This is a genomic window from Amycolatopsis sp. NPDC049868, assembly GCF_044461365.1.
GTDB lineage: Bacteria > Actinomycetota > Actinomycetes > Mycobacteriales > Pseudonocardiaceae > Amycolatopsis.
The window spans coordinates 73,038-85,494 of the sequence record NZ_JBITKV010000018.1 but is presented as its reverse complement, the minus strand read 5'-3'; the positions used below and the strand labels follow the sequence as shown (position 1 = coordinate 85,494).

General features: G+C 64.6%; 9 protein-coding genes. 7 read left to right on the top strand and 2 right to left on the bottom strand.

The genetic code is table 11. From position 1 onward, the window contains the following. Positions 1-57: 57 nt before the first annotated feature. Positions 58-2,301 (top strand): FAD-dependent oxidoreductase, encoded by a 2,244-nt coding sequence (locus tag ACIBTM_RS41755; RefSeq protein ID WP_395882666.1) that lies wholly within the window; start codon positions 58-60, stop codon positions 2,299-2,301. 343 nt (positions 2,302-2,644) lie between these two features. On the opposite strand, the gene ACIBTM_RS41750 is transcribed toward ACIBTM_RS41755, so the two are convergent. Continuing rightward, positions 2,645-3,391: a BTAD domain-containing putative transcriptional regulator gene (locus tag ACIBTM_RS41750; protein ID WP_395882665.1), complete on the bottom strand. Its 747-nt coding sequence runs from the start codon at positions 3,389-3,391 to the stop codon at positions 2,645-2,647. A gap of 494 nt (positions 3,392-3,885) precedes the next feature. Between ACIBTM_RS41750 and ACIBTM_RS41745 the strand changes: the two genes are divergently transcribed. The 6 genes from ACIBTM_RS41745 (at position 3,886) to ACIBTM_RS41720 (ending at position 11,538) form a co-directional block, all read left to right on the top strand. After that, on the top strand, positions 3,886-4,365 hold the full coding sequence (locus ACIBTM_RS41745) for a transposase (protein WP_395882726.1): 480 nt from the start codon (positions 3,886-3,888) through the stop codon (positions 4,363-4,365). 747 nt (positions 4,366-5,112) lie between these two features. Continuing rightward, a complete protein-coding gene (locus ACIBTM_RS41740) occupies positions 5,113-7,218 on the top strand; it encodes a hypothetical protein (protein ID WP_395882664.1) in 2,106 nt (701 codons plus the stop codon). Between the two features lie 441 nt (positions 7,219-7,659). Next, complete coding sequence (locus ACIBTM_RS41735) at positions 7,660-8,985, top strand: formylglycine-generating enzyme family protein (RefSeq protein WP_395882663.1); 1,326 nt, start codon at positions 7,660-7,662, stop codon at positions 8,983-8,985. Between the two features lie 83 nt (positions 8,986-9,068). Then, positions 9,069-10,265: an aspartate aminotransferase family protein gene (locus ACIBTM_RS41730; protein WP_395882662.1), complete on the top strand. Its 1,197-nt coding sequence runs from the start codon at positions 9,069-9,071 to the stop codon at positions 10,263-10,265. Continuing rightward, positions 10,256-11,266, top strand: a complete 1,011-nt coding sequence (locus ACIBTM_RS41725; RefSeq protein ID WP_395882661.1) for a Gfo/Idh/MocA family protein — start codon at positions 10,256-10,258, stop codon at positions 11,264-11,266. The genes ACIBTM_RS41730 and ACIBTM_RS41725 overlap by 10 nt, the downstream gene beginning before the upstream one ends. Further along, positions 11,230-11,538, top strand: a complete 309-nt coding sequence (locus tag ACIBTM_RS41720) for a hypothetical protein (RefSeq protein WP_395882660.1) — start codon at positions 11,230-11,232, stop codon at positions 11,536-11,538. The genes ACIBTM_RS41725 and ACIBTM_RS41720 overlap by 37 nt, the downstream gene beginning before the upstream one ends. A 180-nt stretch (positions 11,539-11,718) precedes the next feature. On the opposite strand, the gene ACIBTM_RS41715 is transcribed toward ACIBTM_RS41720, so the two are convergent. Continuing rightward, complete coding sequence (locus ACIBTM_RS41715) at positions 11,719-12,444, bottom strand: class I SAM-dependent methyltransferase (RefSeq protein WP_395882659.1); 726 nt, start codon at positions 12,442-12,444, stop codon at positions 11,719-11,721. Between the last annotated feature and the right edge of the window lie 13 nt (positions 12,445-12,457).

The following is a 12,457-nucleotide window of genomic DNA, read 5'->3' as shown; positions in this document are numbered from 1 at the left end:
GAGGCGTCGACGTCAGCCGTCGACGCGCGCCTTGTTCAATGGGCATCAGGAGTCGGCTTGTTCGCCGACCGTCGGGAGACCCTGGTTCGTTCCCGCTTCGGCTCGTTCGGCGTCCTGACCAACCCTGGCGCGGCGAGCCCTGATCACGCGCTGCTGGCCGCACAGATGGCGACAGCACTGTTCTCCATCGACGACACCTGGTGCGACGACGACACGACTGGAGCAGAACCGAATCTGGCAGCAGCTCGACTGGAGCGCACGCTCGCGATTTTGGAGACACCTGCACTTCCCGAGACCGACGCCGCGACGGAAGCAGCAGCATTGTCCGACCCGTGCCTGCGCGCATTGGACGACGTCCTCAACTGCTTGGACCGATTCGCCAACAAAACTCAGGGTCGGCGAATCCGGAGCGAGTTGACGACCCTGTTCCTTGCGATGGCCGGTGAATCGAGCTGGCGCTTGACCGGACATCGTCCTGGAGTCGCGGAATATCTGGAGAACCGACAATTCAATGGCATGCTTGTACAGATCGCGTTGATCGACATCGTCGGCGGCCATCACCTCACCGAAGATGTGCTGTACGCGCCGGAAGCTCGCAAATTGGCACTGCTCGCATCCAATCAGGCCATGTTGGCCAACGACCTCTACTCGGCAAGGAAGGAGGCAGTCCCGGCTGTCGGCGATTACGACATAGTGTCGGCAGTGGCCCACGAACGCGGCGTGAATCGAGCAGACGCGATCCGTATCGCCACGTCAATACACGACGATGTGGTTCTCGCCTATCTGACAGCAGAAGCTGTGGCGACGCAAAAGTATCCCAGCCTCTCCGACCGATATCTGCCAGCTCTTCGCGCCTGGATGGCGGGCAACCTGCAGTGGCACTACACCAGCGGCCGGTACGCAGACTCCCCTTCGGCCACGGACGGACGGTCAGCGGTGGCGCCGGGCGCCTCCGCCCGGCGGATCCTCGTGGTCGGTGCCGGCATCGCAGGGTTGACCGCGGGCTTCAGGCTGCAGCAGGCAGGGCACGACGTCACGGTTCTGGAGTGCGACGAGCGCGTGGGCGGCCGGATGTCGACGGTGCAGCGCGACGGCTTCAGCGTAGACAGGTGTGCGGTTTGGCTCTCCGACAATTACTCAGCCCTTCGCCGGCTCGCCGAGGATGCCGGGCTGGATGACCGCATGAGACCGTCCTCGGACGTGTTCGGGGTCGTTCGGAATGGGAAGGTTCATCGCTTTCGCTGCTCTCACCTGGTGGCGGACTTGTTGGCCGGCGATCTGGTCGGCGAGCAGGCCAAGGAAGCCATGGGCAGACTCGCAGAGGACTTCGGCTCAATTCCCGGTGGACTACCGTGGGATGACTTGTCGCCGATGGCGGAGCTTGATGTCGAAAGCGCACACGCCTACGCACTCCGCAGACTGGACGGGGAACTGCTCGACTATCTGATCAACCCGGTATGTGCAAGTATGAACAGCTTACCTCATGCCGTCTCCGCTCTCAGTGCGTTCTTCCAATTCCAGGTCTTCAACGGCGCCGGAGCGTTCACCTTCGACGGCGGCGTCGGCGCGTTACCGGAAACACTGGCGGCTCGCCTGCGCGTCATTACCGGCACCCAGGTCACCCGGGTGATCGAACGGGAAGAAGGCATCGACGTCAATTGGCGACGATTCGGCGACACGCAGCGTGTGGAACATGGCGACGCGTGTGTGATAGCAGTACCCGGCGCCCTGGTTCCTGACCTAGTCCCCCAACTATCACCCCAAGGTCGCCATTTCTTCAACCTTTTGAATTACCAGCCAGATGTAGCTGTGACCCTGACGCTGGACTGCCACTTGGAGGAATCGGCCGCTTTTATCCTCGCGCCCAGTTGCGAGAGTAACGATTTCGGTTATATCGTGATCTACCCCGCAGTGGCCAAGGGGCACGTTCCCGATGGCTGCAGCATGATCCGGATCAACATGACAGGACAATGGTCGGCGAACCACTACACTCTCACAGATGACGCCACCGTGACAGCTGCACTCAATGCCTTGACCATACTATTGCCCGACATCGGCGCGACTGCACGCAAGCACCTACGATGGAGTGCAGTTCAGCGACGCGAGCACGCCTTGACCTCTCATCTGCCCGGAACTTACCAGGCGCTGCGCGACTTCGCCGCCGACATGGATCCACAAAGCCGGATTCAACTTGCCGGAGACTATCTTTCGTCCAGCGCCACAAATTCGGCAGTCGCCAGCGGCGAACGAGCCGCCCAGGCATTGATGAAAGCCCTCAACGAATCCACAGCAGGATCGTAAGCGGGTGTCGAACACCATGGGACATCGCTCTCCGTAAGCCAAGGTACTGAGTCGCGTGCTGCATGCGGCGAGGACATGGCTGGCGGTTCGGTCCAGTCTGCCACTATCGCCGTCGCGGCGGCCTGTTCCGGCGGCAACTGCCGCGCCGACTTGGATTCGCCCACTCCGGCACCATCACTCACAGTGCCCATCACCGGGTGTCAGGCCCGGAGCGTAGAGCAGGAAACACTGATTTCGGAACCAGTCCCAGCCGGTAGCACAGGCATGTTTGCCATGGTCACCCTTCCATGCCGGACCGCCACCCTCTGTTGACGCCGATACCCCTTCCCACTCGCCCGAATCGTCAACCTGCATGTTCCGAGTGAACGAGGGTCGGCGTGAATGCAGTTCGGCCGGCCATGCTGCACACCTTCGAGGATTCGCCTTTGAGGGCTTGCGTGTGGAAATCTTCGAGTTCCACCGAGGGGGTGAGCCCAAGTTCCCGGAGGGTTCGACGTGCGTTCTGGTAAGCGCGGAGCGCATCGGCGCGCCGTCCGGACCCCGTCAGCGCGACAAGGAGGCGACCGTGGAGCCATTCGTCGAAAGGTTCGGCGCGGACCAGATACTGCAACTCGGGGACCAGTTCGAGATGTCGGCCGTTCTGCAGGTCTGCATCGATCCGGAAGCGGAGCGCCGCCCGCCGCTGCTCCTCCATTCGGACCACTTCGACATCGAGCAACGGGCCGAGTTCGACGTCGGCGAACGGCTTGCCATGCCACAACAGCAACGCGTCGGCCAGTACCTCCGACGCCCTACCGGGCTGCCCGGCACGCAGAAGTTCTTTCCCTTGTTCATATAGCTTCATGAACTTCGTGTAGTCCAGCTGATCTTCATCCACATCGAGCCGGTAAGCCGCACCCTCGGTGATCAGCAGCCCTGCCGTCTCCTTGCCGCCGCAGTCGGTCAGCAGCTTCCTGAGCTGGTAAATATAGGTTCGGATGGTCGCGTTCGCGGTACGCGGCGGATCAGTCCACCAGACTTCCGTGACGAGAGACTCGACGCTCACGGGCCTGAACGGGTACAGCAGGAGTGCAGCGAGCACGCTCTTCATGCGAGACGAAGCCACCGGGACGACGCCTGACGATGTTTCAACCTGCAGTGCACCCAGGATCCTGAAATGTAGCATCGCTCGATCACCTCTATTCGGCAAGGGGACCTCCAGGGTGAGCACCGAGGAGCATGTCCCGTCGCCTGGCCCTTCCGCCGTAAAATCGGAGACAGTAATGACGCCTCTGAAAGAATGAATCTTCGACAACAAGATTAACAAGCAATTCAAGGGCAATCAATCCATAGGCTTGCGCGCACTCGCCATCACCGAGGACTTTCGGCTAGGGTGCCGCGGCTTAAAGTTCCCACAGAGGTACTTTCGGGAAGTCTTCGCCAGGAATCACCCTTTCACCAAGGGGACGGGCCGCCTGTCACGAGCAGCGAGTTAGCATGACGTACACAATCTCACGACCATAAAAGTGGACCTAACGACAGGATAGTTGCCTGCGACTTCCGACTGTAGTGCATCGGTGATCGAAGGGACGCGAAACAGCTGAGATTCCTCTGTGCGCCGGACATTCTGATCCTTGGCTTCGACCTGACAAGGATGTCGTCGCGTCTCGTTCGTCGAGGTATCCTGGGCGGTTCCGTCAGGACGCGATCGCGTTGGTGCACTCGACGGCTCGTCCGTTGACTCAGGTAGCCGGCGAGTTGGGGGTCGATCATGAATCCCTGCGCACCTGGATCCGCAACACCGAACGCGCCGAGTGCGCGCCGGAGGCCGGGGCCAGTGTCAGCGGCGAAGAGCAGGAACGCGAGCTTCGGGAACTGCGCACGCGGGTGGCGGAGCTGGAGCCGGGCCGCAGTGATGGAGTCGTCGATGCGGTGTCAGCGAACCAGCGCGCCAAGGACTTCGATGGACACAAGGCGACGTTCAGCCCGGCTTCGATCGCGAGCTGGCCAACGCTTCGCAGAAGTGTGATTTGCCCCATCGCGCTGACCGGATCAAGAAAGCTACGAACGCAGTCAACGCGGTGATCTTTGTCGACAAAGCGAACTTCTCAGGCCACCCGCCGTGACGGTGAACAGCAAGTCAAGACCGAACGCGCTGAGTCGAAGGTGCTCGAAGTCGATGGCGAAACCGTGGACCGAACCAGCTTCGCCGACCCGACCAAGGCTTCTGGAACCTGCGTGGCCTCGCCGTGCGAGATGATCTGCCGCACAAGCGATCATCGGTGCACAAAGAGGAGGGACAACCCGTCGCCCTTCACTTGAATCGGTGACTACGTCCACCAGAACCACACGGCGAACGTGTGCGGCTGCATACCGGAACTCAGCAGGCAACACGCTGCCGCCCAAGGCTGTGAACCGCAGCACCGGTGAGCCATCCGAGGCAGGCAACGGCACGACTGTGTCGAACCGGATCCAACGCGCCGGACTGTGTCGACCGCCGGTGATGTACACGCCTGGCTGTGTGCCCTGGCCTGTGGCGAACTTCGCCGCCGCCTGCAGTTCCGGATCGTCGGGTACCAGTCCCCTGCGATAGCCGGCTGACGCGACAATCCGAAAGGTGATCGAATCGGCGTCATCGTCTCGCCGATCGACCAGGAAGGCGTGCACAGCGACGAGCCGATGCCGATCGGTTCGCCGTCCCGGCATTCTGACCTCCGCAGGTCGTCGACGTGTCCCTATGCGTGAGCAGATCACCACGTCCAGTATGGCCGGCAACGTCGCTGCCGGTAGTCTTCTGTCGACTTGCCAGTCTGACATGGTAGAGGGGGTCCGATGGCGAGCGGCTCAACCGACCTGACCACCTGGATCGTTGCCATCGCGGGTGCGATCACGGCGATTGCCGGGGCTATCGGTCTGCCGAAGATCATCGCCGACCGGCGGGAGCGGAAAACGAAGGCCGCCGGGGGTCACGGGCCTACCAGTCTGTTGCCGGCACCGGTCCCGCTGGTGGACCGGGTGCCCCAGCGCGCGCAGATTCGGCGGTACCTGGCAGCCGGCGAACAGATCGTCACCGTCGAGGGTCCTCGAGGAGTGGGCAAGTGCGCGCTCGTGCTGGATGCCGCACATGAGGTCGCGGCCGGCCGTGGTCGTCGCGGCAAACCGGCGACGGCACTGTTCTGGCTCGACGCCCAGAACAGTAGCCCGGATCTGGTCGACCTGGCCCGCAAGCTCAGCCTGCACAGCGGACAACGCTCCCTGAGCGCAGCGCCGACGGCGGAGAAGGCCGACGCGCTCCGGTCGTACCTCGCCGCCAACCCCACTGTGCTGGTCGTGGACAACCTGCGCTTGACGTCGGGAGAACCGGCTCCGCTGCGTGACCTGTTGGGTGTACTGCCATCCGGCACGCGCGCGATCATCAGCTCCAACACGGTCGGCATTCTGGGCAGCCCACGGGTGACGGTGCCTGAACTCGCCCGCGACGACGCGTGGACGCTGATCGTGCGGGAGGCCAAACGGTCGGACGTGCCTGGGCTGGTCACCGCGGACGAATCCCTCATGACGCGGGTGCACCGGCTGGTCGGCGGCAACCCGCGCGCGATCAGGCTATTCGTCACGGCATGTGCCGGTCGGCCGGGCACCGTCACCGAAGTACTCGACGAGATCGAATCCGGCACACGTGACCTGGACACTCTCTATGGCGTCGTATGGACCGAACTGGGCGAACCCGCGCGGGCCGCCTTGGCGAGCTGCGCGCTCCTGATCGCGGGCGCCGACCTGGGGCAGGTGTCCATCGCGTTGGACCTGCCTGAGCAGGACACGCGCGAGACACTGCGGCGGCTGTGGACGGACGGGCTGCTCGAGTCCGGCCAAGCGCTGGGCCGAACGATCTATCGATGCCCACCGGCTCTGCGCAGGTTCGTCCTCGATCACACCGACGCCGAACGGCTGGCGACAGCCCGCACTCGATTGGCCACGGCACTGACCGCGCGATTCAGCAGAGAGTGGGAAGACGCCGCCGGCGCGGCCACTCAGGTCGAGGCGATCCGCATCCTCATCCGTGAGCTGGCCGACAACGGCCAGCACCGGCTGTGTCTGGACTTGTTCGCGGCCGTATACGACCTGCTGTTCACGCTCGGCCTGTTCGACGACCGGATCACTCTGGGCTGGATTGCTTTCGACGCAGCCGGCGCACTCGGCCTTGCCGAGGAACAGTCTCTCGTGCTGTCCGTGGTTTCCTCTACCCACGCCATTCGAGGTGAGGACACCGAGGCTGCCAAGGCTGTGCGGATCGGATTGGAGATCGCTCGCGCAGCCGGCTCCGCACGCGAGATCGCCCGCCAACTGCGTTGCGAAGGATTTCGCCTGTATCGTGGCAAACGCGTCCGAGACGCGCTGGACGTCGTGTTGTCGGAGGACGCTGAAGGCATGGCCAGGGAGGCCGACGACCCGAACAACATGATCGACATCCTGTCCTTGATCGGCGCGGCCCACTTCCACAACGGCGAGTTGGACGCCTGCGAGACGACTGTGCTGCGATTCCGCGACGAGTGCGACAGGCTGCCATGGGAGCGAGGTAAGGCGTACGCGCTGCGAGACCTCGCGGAAGTGCGGCTCATCCGTGGCGACCAGCGCGCTGCCAAGGACCTGGTGGCGCAGGCCGAGGTGATCGCGACCGAGTACCACGACACGCGTCAGCTGGCCAGAATTAACCTCAGCAAAGCTCGCCTGCACCTGTTCACCGGCCGTATGCGCCGCGCTCAAGACTCCGCGATGGAGGCTGCGCGGGCTGCTGGAGACCTGCAGCTGTACGGCGAACAGGCCGAGGCGCTCGCCGTCAATCGTGAGGCGACGCGGTGCCTGTGGATGCCCTGGCTCCGCTGGCGAGTCGTCGGCAAACCGCAGCTGCGGTTCACGGACTGGACGATCGGCGGTGACTGATCGTCCGACAACACGCGCAGTGATCATCCGCTGCGCCCCAGGAAGGCCGCAACAGTGGCACGACATGTCAGACGGCCTGCGACTCCGGTACGGCGCCGACGTGAGCGTCCTGGGACCAAGCCAGCTGACCTCACCCGCAACCCTCCTGGCCGCCGTTGAGAAAGAACTCATTCGCCCCGGAGAACCCCTGATACTCGTCGTGACCGGCCGCCTGACCCATTTCGCGCGCAAAGCGGGCGACGTGCGGGCGCTCGTCCTGCCGAACAGCATTCCGGGCCGGCCGAAGAGCGCGCTGCGGTTGGAGAATTTGGTGGAGACCGCCGCGCGCGTCGCCAAGGAGCGTTCACTGTTGATCGGCCTGGACATGTGCGTCGAAGAACGCGCGGGGCACGGCGTTCCGGGAATCTCCGCCGCCGACCTCGCCGAGCAGATATCGGCGGCGTGTCAAACACGTTTTCGCTGGTCACCAAGTATTATTGTTCGAGCATCGAGCATCGAGCATCGAGCATCGAGCATCGAGCATCGAGCATCGAGCATCGAGCATCGAGCATCGAGCATCGAGCATCGAGCATCGAGCATCTCCTCGACCGCGCGCTGGCGGTCAGCGCTGCCGCCGGTCAGGACACCGATCTGGACACGGTTGTCACCCGTGCGGCTGATGTCGCCCGCCAACTCGGCGCGGACGCCAGTGTGCTCCGTTCAGGCCGAGTCGGCCTCATTGCCCCCCTGCGACACTTCTCGCCCCTGCCCGAGAACGTCCGCGACGATCTGTTCGCGGTGGACGAAGGGTCCCGGCTTGACGCTGCCCTGGAGCTCGCCGGTCTAGCGGACGCCGGCCACGAACAAGCACGCCACGAACTCGACGACCTGGCAACCCGGGACCCATCCGTTCAGGTCAGGAATTACGCTGAGCGACTTGCCAGGCGATCGACCCAACCAGTCCTCGCGATGCTGCGTTGGAACGGCCGCGTGCCACGACATATCTTCGACATGGCGAGGCACGACCTGTTCCTGCCGGAACTACTCCACCAGCCAGGTGGTGTCGTGCCGATCGGCTTCGACGGCGCCGACCCCGCAGAGGCACCCCGACACCACATCGACCTGCTGCCTTTTCGGTTGTCCCGGACACCTGTCACCGACCGGCAGTACCTCACGTTCCTGATCCGGAAGGGTGGACCATGTCCAGACCACTGGGCGACCGACACCGACCTATGGGAGCGCGACGTCGACCGGCCGGTGGTGAACGTGTCCTTTCATGACGCTCGCCGTTACTGTGCTTGGCTGGATCGGTTACTGCACGACCGAAAGCTGTTGACGGAGACGGAGCAGGTCACGCTGCCCAGTGAAGTCGAGTGGGAATCCGCCGCCGGCAACGGCTGCGGGGAGCGCCACCCGTGGGGTGAGCGCGCCGATCCCGCACGGTGCAACATCCGTGCCAGCGGCCTCGGCCGACTCACCCCCGTGGGGACGTTCTCACCCGCCGGTGACAACGCGACAGGCTGCGTCGACCTGATCGGAAACGTATGGGAGTGGACTCGCAGTGCCTGGGGGCCTTTCTACCGCACTCCGGCACACGGCTATCCCTACGTGGCCGATGACGGTCGGGAGAACCCCGATCTGCCCGGTGTCCGACGCGTGATCCGCGGCGGCGCGTTCTACTACGCAACGGAGTGCGCGAACACCCACACCCGCAACCGGGTCCTCGCTGAGGAACGCCACCCCGGTGGCGGTTTCCGAGTAGCTGTCACGACGGTGGCGCCGCGATGACAGAGCGTCAAACCCAGCACTGGTCTGCGGAGTTGGCGATGCTTGGCCCCGGCGTGTCCGAGGCGGTCGCCTGGGCTGGTCTTGTGGTCGAGCGGGCCGACGACGCCCGGCTGTATGACTCGGACGGACGCGAATACCTCGATCTGATGGGTGGAGCCGGTGTGAACCTCATCGGCCACAGCCATCCCGACTACCTCGACGCGCTGCGGCGGCAACTCGACGCGTGGATGATCGGAGCGCACGCGTCGGCTGCTCGGCTGGAAGCGCTGCGGGGCCTCACCGCACTCCTGCCATCCGAGCTGGACCGCGTCCAGTTCTACAGCGGTGGCGCGGAAGCGGTCGAGGCGGCCATCCGCTTGGCCAAGTCCGCCACCGGCAAGTTCGAGGTCCTCTCGTTCTGGCGTGGTTTCCATGGCCGCACGGCCGGCGCGCTGGCGGCGACCGGTGGAGCACGCGCGGGTCTCGGCCCGGCATTGACCGGGGTGCACAGCACGCCATACGCGAACTGCTACCGGTGCCCGCTGAAGACCACTTACCCAGCCTGTGGACTGGCTTGCGTCGACCTCGCGCGGGAAGCCCTGCGCGAGCAGTCCAGCGGATCGCTGGCCGCGATCCTGGTCGAGCCGGTCCAGGGCCGGTCCGGCAATGTAGTCCCACCGCCGGACTATCTGCCCGCTCTGCGAGAACTGGCCAACGAACACGACGCGCTGCTGATCGCCGACGAATCGATGACCGGCCTCGGTCGTACCGGCACGATCCTGGCCAGCGAACAGGTAAAACCTGATATCGCCGTCCTCGGCAAAGGTATGGGAAACGGCTACCCGGTGTCAGCAATCGCCGCGTCATCCGCGGTCATGAAAACCGGCCCGTTCAGCGCGCCCAGCGCCAGTTCATCCAGCTACGGCGGGTTCCCCCTTGCTTGTGCCGCGGTCGCGGTGGTGGCTCGGATCGTCGGCGAACAGCAGCTTGCCGACCGCACCAGGGTCGCCGGGGCCGAATTCCTGGCCTTGCTGCGAGAACTGATCCCCGAGCAGGGAATCGTCGGTCAGATTCGCGGTCTCGGGCTGGCCGTGGGCATCGAACTGGTCGCTGATACCCGGACCCGCACTCCGCTGGGCAAGAAGGAGCTGCGTGCGGTATTCGCCCGGTTGCTGGGAGAGGGCGTGTTGGTCATGATCGGCGGCGGGTCGTTGCGGCTGTACCCGCCGCTGACCATCGACAATGCCGACCTGACCAAAGCCGCACAAGTCATCGCATCGGTGCTGAACACATGGACGTAGTGATCGCCGGCTACGGTCGCGCGGGCGAAATGCACGCGAGGCTCCTGGCTGCCAGGCATGGACTCAGAATCGTCGGTGTCACCGACCAGACCACCGCCCGCCGCGCCGCCGCGGCGGCCCGTTTCCCCCTTGCCGCGACCGCGGCCCGACTCGACGAGCTGAACGTACGAGCAGATGCCGTGGTCGCCTGCACACCGCCCGCGCATCACGAAGCAGACACGCGAATCGCGCTGACCCGATACCGCGCGCACGTACTGTGCGAAAAGCCGGCCGTGCTGGACGCCCGCGTTGGACGCCAACTGACCCGGGCCGCCGCTGAGGCCGGCCTGGTGCTGCAGCCGGTGCACAACTACCTCCAATCCCCCGCCATCACCGAACTACAGCAGGTCGCCGCCCGATCAATCGGCCGGGTCAACCGGGTGACGATCACGATCAACCGAACCGAACCTGCGACCGGCCATGCGGCCTGGCAACCCGGCTGGCGAACGGACCCAGCGGTCGGCGGCGGCATTCTCTACGATCACGGTCCCCACGCCTGCTATCTGGCTTGTCACTTGACCGACCAGTCGGCGATCTCGGTCCGCTGCGCGACGACAGCCGGTGAGCACGGCGCCGACCACTCCGCTCATCTGGACGTGCGACTCGCGAACGGCTCCAGTGTCGCGATCAAGCTGAGCTGGCACGGTTCCACCCGTGAAAACTCCTACCAACTGTCCGGCGAGCACGGCACCGTACGACTCCGCAATGGGCAACTTGAGCTGACGACTCCGACGGGCACCTACAGAGCGAGAACGGAAGACCACTCGATCGGCGGTCACACCCACGACAGGTGGATCGCAGGGGTTCATCAGACATTTCTCGAACACACGACCGGGACTCACCCTCGCAACGAGCACTGGAAGGACGCGGTACATGTCGCGGAGATCCTTGCTGCGGCTCGAGCCTCCGCCGCAACGGGTCGGCGATGGATCTCACTCAGCCACGCACACCGGACCACATAGAGCAAGATCACAAGTCAAGCGCCAAAGACCGGCAACTCGTCACCTGGGTGACTCGCCTGCCGACCGCCGAGAAGGAACGGATCCTGGCGCAGGTTGTGCGGGGCAAGGCCGCGCGGGTGCAGATGGAGGTGATGCGTCGTTTCCACAGCGGGCCGTGGCCGACCTGCTCGACGACGCGGCGAGGCGAGCTCGCGCCTTGGCCAGCGCACGAAGACTCGGCGAACCGGCTGGCTGGTAAGGAAGATGCGGCGTGGTCGCAATCGAGGCGATGATCGCCACCCGGAAACCGGCCGAGTACGACGCCGTCACGCTGCGCCGATCTCCGAGCATTCGCCGAACACATGCGCGCCACCCAGCCTCATCGAGCGCCTCAACCGGGCAGTCACCTGAACACTGGACCTGCCAGGCCATTTACGCCGACTCAGTCCCAGCGGACCGTGTCGCCTGCGCGTTCAGCGCGGCAGGCGACGTGATTTGTGGATCACGACGAGACCTTCGCGGAATTGTGCGTGGAGCTCGGCTTGACGCAGTTCGCCGTCGAGTTGGCTTTCGGTCAGCGTCCACCACTGGTGAACCATCGTCTGCTCCGAGAGCAAGGTCTCTCCGTCGTGGACGCGATAGGTGACTCTCCAGGCGACCTGGTCCTCCCCCACCGGGTTAGCAGCGCCGGAGGCGCTGTAGCGCAGGCGGCCGACGGTGGTCTCACCGAACGAGGTCTCCGGGATGTGCTCAGGACGGCTCGGCGGCTGGAGTGTGAATACGGCCGGGGCGCCGGGGCTCAGCCGCTCGGCCAGGCAGGACCACAGCGCGATGCGCGCAGCCGGGTTCAGGTGACCGAGCATGTTGATCCCTACCGCAGCGCCAAAGCGTGACGGCAGAACGGCTTCTTCCACGGTTGCGGTGAGAACGGTGACCCGCTCGGCGAGCGCCGGGTTGTCCGCCAGGCGCGTGTACAGGCCGATCCGCAGTGACGGTGACGGCTCGATCGCGATGATCTCGTGTTCGGGCAAGGCGCACGCGATGGCTTTGAGGCCGAGTCCGGTGCCTGCGCCGATGTCCAGTACAGGGCCTTCACCGGCTTGCTCGAGTGCTGTGCTCAGCGCGGGGCCGATACCCAGCCAGACCGGCTTGGTGATCAGGTCGAAGTGTTCGGCTGCCGAGGTGTAGAGGTCGATCATCAAGTGCTCCTGC